The following is a 14970-nucleotide window of genomic DNA, read 5'->3' on the forward strand; positions in this document are numbered from 1 at the left end:
CAAGGAAGCGACTTCGCCCCGAAGGGCTCGCACCTCGTCGAGCACTGCAGTGGTATCATCATGCAGCGTTTGCCGGTCAGCAGATGCAGATGCTTAGTAGTCCTCTTGCATTGCGGAGACGATCACACCGATGAAGAGGTTCAAGACCGCGTAGGTGGAGAGCAAAATGAACGGCACAAAGAATGCCCATGCCTGCGGGTAAACCTCCATCACTGGTCGGACGATGCCCATGGACCAGCTTTCCAGCGTCATGACCTGGAAGAGTGTGTAGAGCGACGAAGTCAGGCTCCCAAACCAATCGGGAAAGCTCTGCCCGAAGAGATTTGTAGCCATGACAGCGGACACGTAAAAGAGCATGGCCATGAGAACCAAGATGGAGCTCATCCCGGGAAGGGCGGAGACAAGTCCCCCCACCACGCGCCGCAGTGCCGGCATTGTCGAGACCAGGCGCAACACGCGCAGGATCCGAAGGGCCCGCAGCACTTGGAAGGGACCAGTCGCCGGAATGACAGCGATGGCCACCACAGCAAAGTCAAAAAGGCTCCAGGGGTCACGGAAGAAGCGGAGACCAAAAGCGTAGATCCGCAGCACCAGTTCGGCCACGAAGATGGCCAGTATGGCCATGTCAAGGAGGTGCAGGGCGGGACCATAGAGAGACATCATGCCGGGGTAGGTCATCAACCCAAGCACCACAGCATTTACCACGATGATGGTGATGATCACTTGCTCCCAAAGGCGGGAGGTGAGGACTGTTGCGAGTCTCTGACGCATTGAGGTAAACTTCCCTGGAACACGAGTAGGACAAGCCCTCCATCACGTGACGGCCAGCTCGTCAATGGTCAAACTGCTTCCTCGTTGAATGTTGAACATTCCGGGGCTCAGGAGCAGAATAGCCGGACCCGGCAATTGTGTATGTGCCGCCTAAAGTTCGATGGGTGTTGGGGGCCTCCGCTCGGGTCATGATCTCGCTGGAGAAGCGCGGAGGATTACCTCTTATCCAAGACATGATTTAAAGTCATGATCCCGGCAGAACTTTCTTCCTGCTCTAGGCAAGTTCTCGACGAACGAAATCGTGGAAACGAGGATCAGAAACATAGGCGATATTGAGCCGCAGGTGCTTTTTCGGAAGCCGCGCGCCGTCCACCTCAAAGACAGAGCCTGGCGCAAGGAAAATGCTCTCGCGCGAGGCGCGGCGGGTAACCTCGATGTCGTCCAAACCGTCGGGTAGCCCGACCCACATGTAATATCCTTGCGTGTCTTCTATCTGTGGCCGCAGGGACAGTTTTTGCAGAATCGACACCGCCTTCGTCTGTGCGTCGCGAACACGCGCACTGAGACGCCTGAGATGATGGCGGTAGTGCCCATCATTAAGGACGGCGTGAACGATGCGCTCCACATATCCGGAGGAGTTGACGATGGTCAGCATTTTCATATTGACCAAATTGGCAGTGATCTCGGGCGCCGCCGCGACATAGCCGACGCGTAAGCTGGCAGACAAAATCTTGGCAAAGGTACCGACATAGATTACCCGCCGCAATTGATCGAGCGCAGCAAGGCGTGCGGCGCCCGGGGGCATGAGATCACCAAAAGCATCATCTTCCACCACCATGAAATGGAAGGCCTCGGCAACGCGCAGGATATCATGCGCCCGGCCAAGCGTCAGGGAACCGCCGGTCGGATTATGAGCAAGCGATTGGGTGAAGAAGAAGCGAGCGCTACTCGCTTTTGCCTTCTGCGCCAGATCGTCCGGGTCAGGCCCCTCGCTGCCACGTTTGACGCCGACCATGTGAACGCCGGCGAGCTTTAGCTTCGCGAAGAGCGGATAATAGCCCGGGCTGTCGGTGAGCACCACGTCCCCCGCGCGCAAGTACTGCCGGATGATCAGGTCAAAGGCGTGATTTGCCCCCAGCGTCAAGACGATATTGTCTGGTCGCACCGCAATCGAACGCTCCGCCAGCATCCGCGCCAGTGTAGAGCGCAAGGGCTCAAAGCCGATCGGGCTCTCGTAGGCATGTTCAAATAGCCCCCGCTGCCCGCTGGCAATGTTACGGATGTGGCTCTTCAGTACCGAGCCCTCCACCCATTCTGCAGGCGGACGCCCATCGCCCAGACGTACTTCGAAATTGTGTTCCAACTGCTCACGCAGCAGCGTTGCGATATCAACCGCCTCCACCAAGCGAGCAGTTACGGGATCTTCGACCGTGTGCGTCCTTGCGGCAACATAATAACCAGCGCCGTGTCGCGGCTCTACATAACCGCGCGCAACCAGTCTGTCATAGGCCTCCACCACCGTGTTCTTTGAAACACCAAAGCTTGCCGCCGCCATGCGCAGTGAGCTTAAACGTGCGCCCTTAGACAGACCGCCCTCGTCGATCGATAACGCGATGCGCTCTGCGATCTGCTCTGCCTTTCTGTCTCTGAGCGGCATTGGAGGCCCCACTGTTCCCGAATGTCCATAGGTACAGTCACCTCTGATGTGCCTCTAACTGTACCTTGCGAACATGGTACAATATTGCAAGGCTGCGTGAAAGGCGCCGAAGCTTCAAAGAACTTCGGCTGGAAAACAAAATCTGGGAGGATTTCAGTGAAACGGCAGTCAGGTGTCGCCAATTCGCGTCTCGAAGGACTTCGTAACTTAACACCGGCTCAGCGGTGGGAAAGAGTTGTGGACGCCACGGGTCTGTCTGCACAAGACGCTGCCTTGCTTTCGGCACCTGGCGCCCTGTCGCTTGCCACTGCTGACGGCATGATTGAGAATGTTGTCGGCACCTTTGAGCTGCCGCTCGGAATCGCGGCCAATTTCATAGTCAACGGCCACGACTATCTCGTCCCAATGGCCGTGGAAGAGCCTTCGGTTGTTGCTGCAGCGTCCTTCATGGCCCGGATCGTGCGCGACTGCGGTGGGTTTGAGACATCGGTGACAGCGCCGCTGATGCGAGCGCAGGTCCAGATCGTTGGAGTCTCGGATCCTTATGGCGCACGACTGAAGCTCCTTGCCAAACGCGAGCGCATCATCGCCGCAGCCAATGCCTGCGACAAAGTGTTGGTGGAGCTTGGCGGCGGGTGCCGAGACCTGGAGGTGCATGTCTTTCCCGAAGCGCCGGGCGGTGCCATCGCCGTCATGCATCTGATCGTCGATGTCCGTGACGCGATGGGAGCCAATACCGTCAACACCATGGCAGAGCGAGTGGCGCCCCTGGTGGAGGAACTGACGGGGGGCTCTGTGCGGCTACGCATCCTTTCCAACCTTGCGGATCTTCGCCTGGCGCGGGCGCGTGTAGAGATCACGCCCAGGGCGCTCGCGACCAAGGACTTCACCGGCGAAGAAGTCATCGATCGCATGTTGGAAGCTTACCGGTTCGCCGCGATCGACCCCTATCGTGCAGCGACCCACAACAAGGGTATCATGAATGGGATTGATCCCCTGATCGTGGCCACCGGAAATGATTGGCGGGCCATCGAAGCGGGAGCTCATGTATGGGCAACCCGTAAAGGTCACTACACCTCGCTGACCACCTGGGAGAAGGACCGGCGAGGCTGTCTCGTCGGCACGTTGGAACTGCCGATGGCGGTTGGCATCGTGGGCGGCGCAACCAAGACGCACCCGCTTGCGAGACTGGCGCTGAAGATCCTCAACATCAGCTCGGCAGGCGAACTTGCGCAGCTTTGTGCGGCCCTTGGCCTGGCCCAGAACATGGCCGCCATCCGGGCACTGGCAACCGAAGGGATTCAGCGAGGTCATATGGCGCTGCACGCCCGCAACATTGCTATCGTCGCCGGTGCGTCGGGAGAGGAAATCGATGCTGTGGCACGCGTGCTTGCGAAAAGCCATGACGTGCGGGTGGAACGGGCGCGGGATCTGTTGGAGAAACTGCGTCAGGGCGAACCAACCACGGGCGCTAAGGAGGCATGACCGCAGATCTGCGGCTTTGAGAAGAAGCGTTCACCTGAGCGGAAGCATATTCAAAGGGAGGAAAACATGACATTCGACATAACACGGCGTTCGTTGTTTCAGCTTGCGGCGGGTGGCGTTGCGGCAAGCGCCGCGATCAAGCTGGCCAGTCCAGCTCTTGCACAAGGCAGCAAGATATCATGGCGCATTCAGTCGCTCTGGGACGGTGGCACCACGCCGCAGAAATATGAAGAGATGTTCGTCAAGAAGGTGGCGGAAAAGACAGGCGGCGCCTTTGAGCTGAAACTCTTCTCGGCGGGGCAAATCGTTCCGCCGGCGCAGTCATTCGACGCCGTACGGGGTGGCGCCTTCGAGATGATGAAGACCTTTGACGGCTATACGGCTGGCAAGATTCCGGCCCATGCTTTCACCAGCACGATCCCCTTCGGCTACAAGACCGCAGACGATTATGCGGCCTGGTTCTACGAGCGCGGCGGTATCGAGATGGCACGCGAATCCTACGCTCCTGCCGGTCTGCATTATATCGCTCCGACCGTCTACGACCAGGAGCCCATCCACTCCAAGGTGGAGATCCGCACCATCGCCGATTTCAGCGGCAAGAAGGGGCGCTTCACGGGTCTTGCATCCACGGTCATGGGCGCGTTCGGAGTGACTGTGACGCCCCTGCCGACGGCCGAAGTCTATTCCGGCCTCGACAAGGGCTTGATCGACATTGCCGACCGCGGCGACTTGCAGGCCAATCTTGATGCCGGTCTTGGCGAGGTCGCCAAATACATCATCCTGCCCGGCGTCCATCAGCCGACAACGGCGACATCCTATGTTGCCAACAAAGCGGCCTTTGATGCGCTCCCGGAGGAGTTCCGAGAAGCCCTTGCAACCGCTGCAAAGGAGATCTCGGATGAATATCAAGAGAACAAGACCAAGACTGACCAAAGCGCACTTGCTGCCTTCAAGGAGCAGGGTGTGGAGGTTATTGAGCTGGATGAGGCCGACGTGACGCAAAACCGCTCTAAAGCTGTCGAGGCATGGCGAAGCGCGGCTAAGGACGACGTGCTCGCGAACAAGATCCTGGATAGCCAGATCGAGCAGATGAAAGAGCTTGGCCTGCTCACATAATCCCATTGCGGGTGCGCCGCATTTGGCGCACCCGCTCATATGCATTAGATCGATCACCCATGCCAAAGCTTGTCCAGATCTTCTACGACGGCGTCACCACCCTCAATCGTGTCATCTTCAAGCTCTCCAGCCTGGCGATGTTCGTGATTGTGCCGGCCATGCTGTTGGCGGTGGTCTCGCGCTATGTCTTCAACGCACCGTCCTCCTGGGCCATGGAGTTGGCGACTCTGATCTTTGGCCCCTACTTCCTGCTGACGGGGCCATATCTGTTGCATGAACGAGGGCATGTCAGTCTGGATCTTGTTCAGCACGCGGTAGGATCCAAGACCCGGCGCGTGCTGGAGTTAATCAACTACCCGGTGATCATCGCCTTTTGCGTGATCCTGCTGATCTATGCCGTGCCGTTCGCTTTGCAATCATGGGACTATGGCGAGACTTCTTATTCCTCATGGAACCCACCGATCTGGCCGGTGAAGCTCTTCATCCCGGTCGCTCTGTTGCTGCTTGGTCTTCAGGCGGTGGCCGAATGGCTACGCATCCTGCTGGAGCCAGCTGCAGCAACCGGTGAACCTCACGAACCTGAGGTTATCGTCTGATGTCATCGACTGAAATTCTGATCACCATGTTCGGCGGCCTAACCCTCTTTCTGCTGACGGGTCTGCCGGTCGCTTTCGTCCTGGGCGGTCTCTCGGTGCTTTTCACCGTGCTTTTCTGGGACGCCAAAGCCCTCGTCGTGCTCGTGCTGCAGATCTTCGACACGATGCACTCAGAGGCATTGCTCGGAATTCCTCTTTATATCTTCATGGCGCTGCTGCTCCAGCGTTCCGACGTCATCCGCGACCTTTACGTTGCCATGGAGCTATGGTTTGGGCGCGTGCGCGGCGGCTTGGCAATCGGGACCGTGGTGATCTGCCTTGTCATGGCGGCGATGACAGGCGTCGTCGGGGCGGCGGTCACAGCGATGGGTATCCTGGCGCTGCCAGAGATGCTCAAGCGTGGCTATGATCCCAAGCTTGCCACCGGGACCATCTGCGCCTCGGGAACGCTCGGCATTCTCATTCCGCCTTCCGTTCTGACAATCGTATATTCTGTGACCGCCCAGGTTTCGATCGGCAAGATGCTCATTGCCGGCATCGTGCCTGGCGTGATGCTTGGCCTGCTTTATATCGGCTATATCATCGTCGTCGGACTCTTGAAACCAGAACTGGTTCCGGCCACGGCCGACCTGCCCCGCGCAACGTGGAGCGAGAAGTTCGCCTCGCTCAAGACGCTGATCCTGCCGTCGATGATCATCGTCATGGTGCTTGGATCGATTTTCTTCGGCGTTGCGACCCCCACCGAAGCCGCCGCTGTCGGGGTACTTGGCGCGGCACTTGCCTCGCTGCTGCGCGGCAATCTGACCCGCGCGGCCCTTTGGGAAAGCGCACGTGGTACCGCGAGAACCAGCGGCATGATCCTGTGGATCACGCTCGGCGCCAAGGCGTATGTTGCAATCTTCACGGGCCTGGGTGGTGCCGACACGCTGTTCCAACTGCTCGAAGGTCTTGATGCTAACCCTTACGTCATCCTCGCCTTGATGATGCTGATCCTGATCTTCCTGGGAACGGTTCTTGATGAGATCGGGATCATCCTGCTGACCGTTCCGGTTTTCCTGCCTGTGATTCAGTTCTATGGCTTCGACCAGATCTGGTTTGGCGTGCTCTTCGCGCTGACCATCCAGATGGGCTATATCAGCCCGCCATTCGGCTATACGCTCTTCTACATCAAAGGAACGCTTCCGCCAGACGTGCGCATGGCGACCGTTTATCGAGGCATCCTACCCTTCTTTCTGCTGCAGATGGTCGGTCTGATGATTTGCGTGGCTCTGCCCGATCTCGTTACCTGGCTTCCAGAACTGATGCGGTGACGGGATGAGCCATAGCGTTACCATCGTCGAGGTGGGTCCAAGAGACGGTCTGCAGAACGAGCCCGGTTTCGTGCCGACGAAAGACAAGGTAGCGCTGGTCAACCAGCTCAGCGCCTGCGGCTTCGCACGCATTGAGACCACGAGCTTCGTGTCGTCCCGTTGGGTGCCGCAGATGGCGGACGCAAGAGAGGTCATGCAGCGCATCTCCCGCAAAGCCGGTGTCATCTATTCAGTGCTGACACCAAACCTCAAGGGTTTGGAAGCGGCTCTGGAGGCCGAAGCCGATGAGGTTGCCGTCTTCGCCTCAGCCTCAGAAAGCTTCAGCAAGAAGAACATCAATTGCTCCATCGCTGAAAGCCGTGAGCGTTTTGGACCTTTGACGGAGGCGGCCCGCAAAGCCGGCGTTCCTGTACGCGGCTATGTGTCTTGTATTGTTGAATGCCCTTATGAAGGAGCGGTCGCGCCTGACGCAGTCGCTCGGGTTACGAAGGATCTGCTGGCGCTCGGCTGCTACGAGGTGAGCCTTGGCGATACGCTTGGAAGAGGACAGGCCGGGCAGATCGCAACCATGCTCGACGCGGTCCTCGATGTTGCATCTGCGTCGCAGCTGGCCGGCCACTACCACGACACAAATGGTCAGGCGGAAGCCAATATCGCAGTGAGTCTGGATAAGGGCATTCGCGTCTTCGACAGCGCCATTGCCGGCCTTGGTGGGTGCCCCTTTGCGCCTGGTGCGAAAGGCAACGTCGACACTCGGAAGGTACATGCGCAATTGGAGCGACTTGGCTACCACACCGGGCTCGATGCGGACCAATTGCGGATCGCTGAACGACTGGCGCATCATCTGCGCTCTTGAAGTGTCTCAAGATTGGCAGCCTGTAGCTTCTATCGCACTTGAGCATCCGCAGATATTGGCTGTGCTAGCTTCCCCAAGAGGATTGGCACAGATCTCGCCTGCTCAAGCTGAGAGGTTACCTTTGTCGCTGTGCACATTGGCCGACGACGCAAGGTTACCTCTTACCGTGCGCCGACCTATAAAATTGGAAGACGAAGCACGGGGACATCCACCTAAGGCCAAGTGCTCGCCAGGGATGTAACGTCAACAGTAGGGGCCGGTCACGGTGGATCTCCAAGCAAATCCGGCTTTTCTTCCAAACATCCGGAACTCCAACGTTCTGGCTTGGCAAAGAAATGCTGCGGGGGAGCTGTCAGCGTTGGTTCCGCATGCAGGCGATCTTCCCGGCGGTTCGCAATGTCGGGGCTCACAGTCTCGAGCCGAAAGGACGCTCCTGATCTGGTCTTCGTCTCCAGATCAGCCTCGACCTTCTCGCGGCTGTTGCGGACATTCTTGACCCACTTCCTCACCGCACCTTTCGAGGCGCCCTGCTTGCTTACGTCATAGCCGACTTCGCCCTCCTGCCCGGCTGCGCCCCTTGCTTGCTCTGTCCTGCGCGTCTACCCGTCGAACGCGGCAGAATGTAGGGACTGCTCGCGTCAAGGAGTGATGAGGATCGTCCCCTTGACTCGGCGCGCCTCAGCGGCGCGGTGAACCTCTGCGATATCGTCGAGCCTGAAACGAGCCCCGAGATCCGCCTTCACATGGCCTTTCGCGATGGCGTCGAAGAGGTCGGCTGCATTCGCTCGAAAGGTCGCCGGATCAGCGTTGTGGGGAAACACCGAGGGCCGCGTTAGGAATAGGCATCCCTTCGTGTTCAACAAGTCTGGATCCACCGCAGGCGCCTTGCCTGAGGACGCCCCGTAGTTCACGACGAGTCCGAACGGAGCAGCGCAATCCAGCGAGCGCAACAGCGTGTCCTTGCCGATGGCGTCGTAGACGACACGGGCCTTTGTCCCGGACAATGCGAGAAAAGTTTCCGGCCATTGCGGGTCATTGAGGTCGATCACCTCCTCGCATCCGGCGGCGAGCGCTGTCTCGCGCTTTTCTGGCGAGCCAGTCGTGCCGAAAACCGTCGCTCCTAGCGCGGTCGCCCATCGCGTCAGGATCTGGCCGACACCGCCGGCTGCGGAATGGACGAGGAGCATGTCGCCGGCTTCGACCTTGTGCGTCCTGCGCAGCAGATACTGGGCGGTCATGCCTTTGAACAGCAACGTCGCGGCCATTTCGTCGCTGACGTTGTCGGGAAGCCGAACCAACTTGTCGGCCGCAACATTGCGCCGCTCCGAATAAGCCCCGACGCCGGCGTTCATATAAGCAACGCGCTCGCCGACTTCGTGTTCAGAGACATCCGGGCCGACGGCATCCACGACGCCAGCAGCCTCGAAGCCGAGACTGGTGGGCAGCGGCAGTGAGTATAGGCCCTTGCGCTGATAGATGTCGATGAAGTTGAAGCCGATAGCCTTGTGGCGGATCTGCACTTCGCCCGCAGCGGGTGGCGCGATGTCGCGCTCCACAATTTTTAGGACCTCCGGCCCCCCGAAATCGTCCAGTTCGACAAGACGGTTGGTCGTCATGCTGAATGTCCTCCCATGATACGATCTGATACACAGCCGGAGGTGCCATGTGACAGATGGTAAGCTCGTCGCCGGCGGCGGGGCGGGTCAGATCCCCCGTTGATACCGTCCCAGCATTTGCTTCAGATGCTGATTTTGACGCTTCAGCTTCTGAGCCAGCTCCGCACGTAGAACACGAATTTCCTCGTCCAGTACCAAGGCTTCAACGACGTCAGCGTTCCGGCTTGCAGGCTGCACCATTTGCCTGGTTTCATGGGCGGGGCGGTTGGCCTTTGCCCGTACCGCTCTTGTGTCTTTTGTGACCGAGTCCGAAGTCTCACCGGCTGAAGGCTCGCCACCATTTACTGCGCTGGAAAGTGCCGGCCCGTTTCGGGCGCGGCGTCTCTGGCCTGGGCTTTGTACCGGGCTCGTGTCTGTCGAATCCAGGTTCGATTGGTTGACTGCAACGGACCCGCCAGGTCCGATGCGAACCACCTCGCCTGCCGGTTTTTCGCTGGCGCGAAATCTATTCTCCTCGTCAAGACGAGGTGCCAGATCGGCAGCAGCCTCTACATCGGCAGAATCATTATCGTGTCGAACCTCGTCTTCTCTGGACGAACGTCGGGCTGAAACCCACTGTGTGAGCCGTTTCCATGGCGATGCCATGTTCTTTGACCTCGTCTTCGATGTTACACGAGCGATCTCAGGAATATCGACCGGGGAAGCGACCGCTTCCTCTAATCGCCGGTGAACTGTCCGCGGCGCCTCAGTTCAAGTTAAGGCGCTTTTTCAGCTCGGCATTCTCGGCACGAAGCTTCTCAGCAAGCTGCTTGCGCAGTGCCCGGTTTTCTTCCTCAAGCTGCAGGAGATCTGAAAAATCGTCAGTTGTGCTTGTCGGCTCGCTCGTTGCTGGCTGAGGCGCAACAGCTGCACGTCTGCCACGAGGCTGTCTTGAGCCGGCTGCTGAGGTTCCGGCCGCCTTGGGTTTGCGCCCCCGCTTCGGCTTTTCCGCAGTTTCATTATTTGTGGCATCGCTGGAGGCGATCTGTGTTGCTGATTTCCGACCTCGTGGTTTACGCGCTTTCGGTCCCGTTTCAGGCGCAGCAACTGCCGGCGCTGTCGCGCTATCCGCGGTGGAGTCAATTTCATCGTTCATTCGGCTCTCCTTAAGATAAGACGAAGAACTATTCTGCGACGATTCAACTGGTGTCAACATGGGATCACCGGTTTCGACTGCAGCAACTGCGGTCACGCCTGCACCCGTTTCTTGTGCGGGCAAAACCACAGGCAAGTCCCGCTGGATCTGAACCTCTTTTGCAACCTGTCGGAGATCAACGTCGCCCCAAATCGAGTTCGTATTAGAGCCGGCTCTGCGCCGACCGTTCTTGTACTCAACTGCAAAATTGCGTTGATTCTTCTTCATGCTAGAAAGCCCCGAATCTTGTATGGTGGAATGCCGGTTATCTCGAAGCATCGCGGCAGGTCTTGCACATAGCCCGCAAAGTTATTGCTTCCAACCTTTTTTGCGCGCCCTTGGCAGGTTTCTCGGCTGGATGCCGCAGTGCAGGTCTGGATCACCAGGTGTAGACACCAGCCGCGCTTGCCTTGCGTGCAGATCTCAGAAATGCGGGGATCGGAACATCAGCAATGGTAGCGGGTTAGGCTCTCGAGTGCATGGAGGAGAGCATAAACGCTACGCCGGGCAGACGAACAATTGTAGCATCGAGTGACATGGTGCGAGCCAAGCTTAGAGACCATCGTGCGTTCGAGCCAGTTCTTACCAGTGACGCTCGAATTGACTCGTTACTGCGCCGCCTTGCAGATATCGAGCAGACATCGGCATCCTTCCATGAATGCGGTCGAGATCGCAAAGGCTAATCTGTCAGCTTTCCCTCAGTCTCTAAAGGTGCGAGTTTTCCAGCCACCGGCACGACCCGTTTCGGGTTGGCGGAGCGGCCTGGCACTTTTGATGACCAGGGACATCGCACCGGCGCCCACCGTCTACGGCGCTGGGCAATTGGGTGCCAGGAAGGCGGCAGAAGCTTCCCAGTTCTAACAGTGCAGCGCATGGACCACGAGCCCCCCCGTCGCACTCCATCAATGTCAGGATAAAAGTTGATCGCTGCGTGCACGGCAGCACTCTCCCGCCAAGAGCACATCGACTCGCTGTTGCCTACCAGCACACCAGGATGGGCAGGCAGGGGCAGGGAAGTTGTCACTCCTTTATGCATGCCTTGGACAGATTTCAGACTTTTCAGCTGCTCACTGTCGAGATATGTTCTCGCTTCGTTCGACCTGATGCTGAGTGCATAATCCCAAGGATAGGACAGCCTCCATGAAAACCGCCTATCTCGACAAGCTCAACGACCGGCAGAGGGAGGCGGTTCTACATGGCGTCGGGGGGCCAGATGGTACGGCTGGCGGTCCTCTCCTGATCATTGCCGGCGCAGGCTCGGGCAAGACCAATACACTGGCTCACCGCGTGGCACATCTCATCGTTAATGGCGCCGATCCCCGCCGTATCCTGCTGATGGCGTTCTCTCGCCGGGCAGCCGGTGAAATGAGCCGCCGTGTGCAGCGCATCTGCCGCCAGGTGCTTGGGGAGAACGCCGCGGTCATGACGGATGCCCTTGCCTGGGCAGGAACCTTCCACGGCATCGGCGCAAGGCTTCTGCGGATGTATGCGGAGCAGATCGGCCTTGCCGTCGACTTCAGTATCCACGACAGGGAAGATTCCGCTGACCTGATGAACCTTGTCCGCCACGAGCGCGGACTTTCCAAGATGGAAAGCCGCTTTCCGACGAAAGGCACCTGCCTTGCCATTTACTCGCGCGTCGTGAATGCGGAAAGCTCCATTGGAGACGTCCTGAAGTCTTCCTATCCCTGGGCCATCGACTGGGAGAAGCAGCTCAAGGAGCTGTTTGCGGGCTATGTCGATGCCAAGCAGGCCCAGAACATACTCGACTACGACGACCTCCTGCTTTACTGGGCGCAGATGGTGTCGGATCCGGACCTTGCCGATGATGTCGGAAGCCGCTTCGACCACATCCTCGTTGACGAGTATCAAGACACCAACCGGCTGCAGGCTTCGATCCTGTTCTCGTTGAAGCCGGGGGGGCGTGGGTTGACCGTGGTCGGCGATGACGCCCAGTCAATCTATTCCTTCCGCGCAGCAACCATCCGCAATATCCTCGATTTCCCGGAGGAGTTCTCGCCGAAGCCGGCGGATGTCGTGATGCTGGACAGGAACTATCGGTCTACCCAGCCAATCCTGGCGGCAGCAAACGGCGTCATTGATCTTGCCCGTGAACGCTACACGAAGAACCTTTGGACCGATCGGCATTCCGAGCAGCGTCCCCTGCTGGTTACGGTGAAGGTCGAGGGCGACCAGGCAAACTACATCGTTGAGCAGGTGCTGGCGAACCGGGAGGTCGGCATTCCCCTGAAAAGCCAGGCGGTGTTGTTTCGCGCCTCCAGCCATAGCGGCAATCTGGAAGTGGAGCTCACGCGCCGCAACATTCCCTTCGTCAAGTTCGGAGGTCTTAAGTTTCTCGACACTGCGCATGTGAAGGACCTGCTTGCGGTTCTACGGTTCGCCCAGAACCCGCGCGATCGCGTTGCAGGGTTCCGGCTGCTGCAGATGCTCCCAGGCGTCGGTCCGCAAACGGCAGGAAAGATCCTCGACACGGTGGCCGCCGACCCGGAGCCGCTCCAGTCGCTGGCCGAGATCCCTCCCCCGCCCAAGAGCGGCGAGGACTGGCCTCTCCTCGTGACGCTCCTGTCGACGCTTCGCAAGGCGGATGGGGGATGGCCGGGCGAGATGGCGCTGGCGCGCAACTGGTATGAGCCGCATCTTGACCGGATCCACGAGGACGCCGATGCCCGCAAGGGAGACCTGCTGCAGCTCGAGCAGATCGCGAGCGGCTATCCCAGCCGCGAGAGATTTCTCACTGAACTGACATTCGATCCGCCCGACGCCACCAGCGACCAAGCGGGCGTGCCGCTGTTGGATGAGGACTACCTGATCCTGTCGACCATCCATTCGGCCAAGGGGCAGGAATGGCGATCTGTCTTCATGCTCAACTGCGTCGACGGCTGCATCCCGTCGGATCTTGCCACTGGCACCACCGCTGAAATCGAAGAGGAACGGCGCCTTCTTTATGTCGGCATGACCCGGGCACGCGACAGCCTCACCCTTCTTACCCCACAGCGCTTCTTCACCGGCGGCCAGAACAGCCAGGGCGATCGTCACGTCTATGCTTCCCGCACCCGTTTCATTCCAGCGACGCTCCTGCAGTTCTTCGAGATCATCACGTGGCCGCACGTGAGCGCTGCTGCAGCGGAGCGAAACACAAGGCAGGCGCGGATCGACGTCGGCGCAAGAATGCGTTCGATGTGGAATTGATGACGAGCGTCAACGTCGGTCAGCGGGAACCCATCCGCAAGATCATCCATGTTGACATGGACGCGTTCTACGCATCAGTCGAGCAGCGCGACAACCCTCATCTGCGGGGTAAGCCCGTCGCAGTTGGCGGCGGCGAAGCCCGAGGGGTCGTGGCGGCCGCCAGCTACGAGGCGCGGAAGTTCGGCGTCCATTCGGCCATGGCATCGGTGACAGCCAAGCGAAAGTGCCCGGACCTGATCTTCGTCAAGCCGCGGTTTGAGGTCTACAAGGCGATCTCGCAGCAGATCCGGCAGATCTTCACCGACTACACGCCCCTTGTCGAGCCGCTGTCGCTGGACGAGGCCTATCTCGATGTGACCGAAAACCTGAAAGGGATGCAGTTCGCCACCCAGATTGCCGATGAGATCCGCGCAAGGATCAGGGACGTAACTGGCCTCACCGCATCGGCGGGCGTTTCCTACAACAAATTCCTGGCCAAGATGGCGAGTGACCAGCGCATGCCGAACGGAATGTTCGTCATCACCCCCAGGAACGGGCCACCCTTTGTGGAGGCGCTGCCCGTCAAGAAGTTCCATGGTGTCGGGCCGGCAACCGCACAGAAGATGCACCGGCTTGGGATCGACACGGGTGCCGATCTCAAGGCAAAGTCCCTGGCCTTCCTCCAGCAGCACTTCGGCAAGTCTGGCCCCTACTTCTATGGGGTTGCCAGGGCCATCGACAATCGTCAGGTCAAGCCCGACCGGATCCGCAAGTCGGTGGGGGCGGAGGACACGTTTCGGCAGGACATCTACCGGCTTGAAGAGGCGCTAGAGAATATGGAGCCGCTGGTCGACAAGGTGTGGCGCTACTGCGAAGGCAACGGCAACCGTGGGCGAACGGTGACGGTCAAGATCAAGTATGCAGACTTCAAGCAGGTGACCCGCAGCCGCTCCACAGTCGCGCTCATCGGTTCGGCGGACGAGATGCGGGAGATCTGCCGCAGCATCCTTGAGGCAGAGTTTCCAACCAGAAACGGTGTCCGCCTGCTCGGCCTTACGCTATCGTCGTTGTCTGCACCAAACCAAACTGGAAGCAGTCGGTTGTCTCTGGAGCTGGCATGACGGAAGCCCGGACCCACCCTACAACTTGAAGGGTCCACGCAGGGCTCTGACCGAAGCGGCTTACAAAGCTCGCTCCTAT

The 14970-nt window shown here is 59.1% G+C and carries 11 protein-coding genes; 7 read left to right on the top strand and 4 right to left on the bottom strand.

What is annotated here, in order from left to right; all coding sequences use genetic code 11:
• Positions 1–93: 93 nt before the first annotated feature.
• On the bottom strand, positions 94–771 hold the full coding sequence (locus LXM96_RS19575) for an ion transporter (RefSeq protein ID WP_317208280.1): 678 nt from the start codon (positions 769–771) through the stop codon (positions 94–96).
• A gap of 274 nt (positions 772–1045) precedes the next feature.
• On the bottom strand, positions 1046–2428 hold the full coding sequence (locus LXM96_RS19580) for an aminotransferase-like domain-containing protein (RefSeq protein ID WP_240000245.1): 1383 nt from the start codon (positions 2426–2428) through the stop codon (positions 1046–1048).
• Between the two features lie 150 nt (positions 2429–2578).
• Here LXM96_RS19580 and LXM96_RS19585 point away from each other — a divergent pair, with 150 nt between their 5' ends.
• The 5 genes from LXM96_RS19585 (at position 2579) to LXM96_RS19605 (ending at position 7791) form a co-directional block, all read left to right on the top strand.
• The gene (locus tag LXM96_RS19585) at positions 2579–3913 is read left to right on the top strand and encodes a hydroxymethylglutaryl-CoA reductase, degradative (protein ID WP_394802006.1); all 1335 of its coding nucleotides are present in this window, start codon (positions 2579–2581) and stop codon (positions 3911–3913) included.
• A gap of 66 nt (positions 3914–3979) precedes the next feature.
• A complete protein-coding gene (gene dctP / locus LXM96_RS19590) occupies positions 3980–5029 on the top strand; it encodes a TRAP transporter substrate-binding protein DctP (protein WP_240000247.1) in 1050 nt (349 codons plus the stop codon).
• A gap of 59 nt (positions 5030–5088) precedes the next feature.
• The gene (locus LXM96_RS19595) at positions 5089–5625 is read left to right on the top strand and encodes a TRAP transporter small permease subunit (RefSeq protein ID WP_240000248.1); all 537 of its coding nucleotides are present in this window, start codon (positions 5089–5091) and stop codon (positions 5623–5625) included.
• Positions 5625–6935: a TRAP transporter large permease gene (locus LXM96_RS19600; protein WP_240000249.1), complete on the top strand. Its 1311-nt coding sequence runs from the start codon at positions 5625–5627 to the stop codon at positions 6933–6935. The genes LXM96_RS19595 and LXM96_RS19600 overlap by 1 nt, the downstream gene beginning before the upstream one ends.
• 4 nt (positions 6936–6939) lie before the next feature.
• Positions 6940–7791, top strand: a complete 852-nt coding sequence (locus LXM96_RS19605; protein WP_240000250.1) for a hydroxymethylglutaryl-CoA lyase — start codon at positions 6940–6942, stop codon at positions 7789–7791.
• Positions 7792–8429: 638 nt separating this feature from the next.
• Here the strand turns inward: LXM96_RS19605 and LXM96_RS19610 are convergent.
• Together LXM96_RS19610 and LXM96_RS19615 are read right to left on the bottom strand one after the other, a co-directional pair.
• On the bottom strand, positions 8430–9407 hold the full coding sequence (locus tag LXM96_RS19610) for a quinone oxidoreductase family protein (protein WP_240000251.1): 978 nt from the start codon (positions 9405–9407) through the stop codon (positions 8430–8432).
• Positions 9408–10152: 745 nt separating this feature from the next.
• Positions 10153–10809, bottom strand: a complete 657-nt coding sequence (locus LXM96_RS19615; protein ID WP_240000252.1) for a transcriptional regulator — start codon at positions 10807–10809, stop codon at positions 10153–10155.
• A 912-nt stretch (positions 10810–11721) separates the two neighbouring features.
• On the opposite strand from LXM96_RS19615, the gene LXM96_RS19620 reads away from it, so the two are divergent.
• Positions 11722–13791, top strand: a complete 2070-nt coding sequence (locus LXM96_RS19620; RefSeq protein WP_240000253.1) for an ATP-dependent helicase — start codon at positions 11722–11724, stop codon at positions 13789–13791.
• Positions 13791–14891: a DNA polymerase IV gene (dinB, locus tag LXM96_RS19625; RefSeq protein ID WP_240000254.1), complete on the top strand. Its 1101-nt coding sequence runs from the start codon at positions 13791–13793 to the stop codon at positions 14889–14891. The genes LXM96_RS19620 and dinB overlap by 1 nt, the downstream gene beginning before the upstream one ends.
• The last annotated feature ends 79 nt before the right edge of the window (positions 14892–14970 follow it).

The sequence above is a fragment of the Rhizobium halophilum genome (assembly GCF_021648825.1).
GTDB classification, from domain to species: Bacteria; Pseudomonadota; Alphaproteobacteria; order Rhizobiales; family Rhizobiaceae; genus Neorhizobium; species Neorhizobium halophilum.

Bases quoted from the DNA above. Each gene is read 5' to 3' on its own strand.
- LXM96_RS19620 (WP_240000253.1), top strand. From the start codon at position 11,722: ATGAAAACCGCCTATCTCGACAAGCTCAACGACCGGCAGAGGGAGGCG.
- dinB (WP_240000254.1), top strand. From the start codon at position 13,791: ATGACGAGCGTCAACGTCGGTCAGCGGGAACCCATCCGCAAGATCATC.
- dctP (WP_240000247.1), top strand. From the start codon at position 3,980: ATGACATTCGACATAACACGGCGTTCGTTGTTTCAGCTTGCGGCGGGT.
- LXM96_RS19615 (WP_240000252.1), bottom strand. From the start codon at position 10,809: ATGAAGAAGAATCAACGCAATTTTGCAGTTGAGTACAAGAACGGTCGG.
- LXM96_RS19610 (WP_240000251.1), bottom strand. From the start codon at position 9,407: ATGACGACCAACCGTCTTGTCGAACTGGACGATTTCGGGGGGCCGGAG.
- LXM96_RS19605 (WP_240000250.1), top strand. From the start codon at position 6,940: ATGAGCCATAGCGTTACCATCGTCGAGGTGGGTCCAAGAGACGGTCTG.
- LXM96_RS19575 (WP_317208280.1), bottom strand. From the start codon at position 771: ATGCGTCAGAGACTCGCAACAGTCCTCACCTCCCGCCTTTGGGAGCAA.
- LXM96_RS19595 (WP_240000248.1), top strand. From the start codon at position 5,089: ATGCCAAAGCTTGTCCAGATCTTCTACGACGGCGTCACCACCCTCAAT.
- LXM96_RS19600 (WP_240000249.1), top strand. From the start codon at position 5,625: ATGTCATCGACTGAAATTCTGATCACCATGTTCGGCGGCCTAACCCTC.
- LXM96_RS19580 (WP_240000245.1), bottom strand. From the start codon at position 2,428: ATGCCGCTCAGAGACAGAAAGGCAGAGCAGATCGCAGAGCGCATCGCG.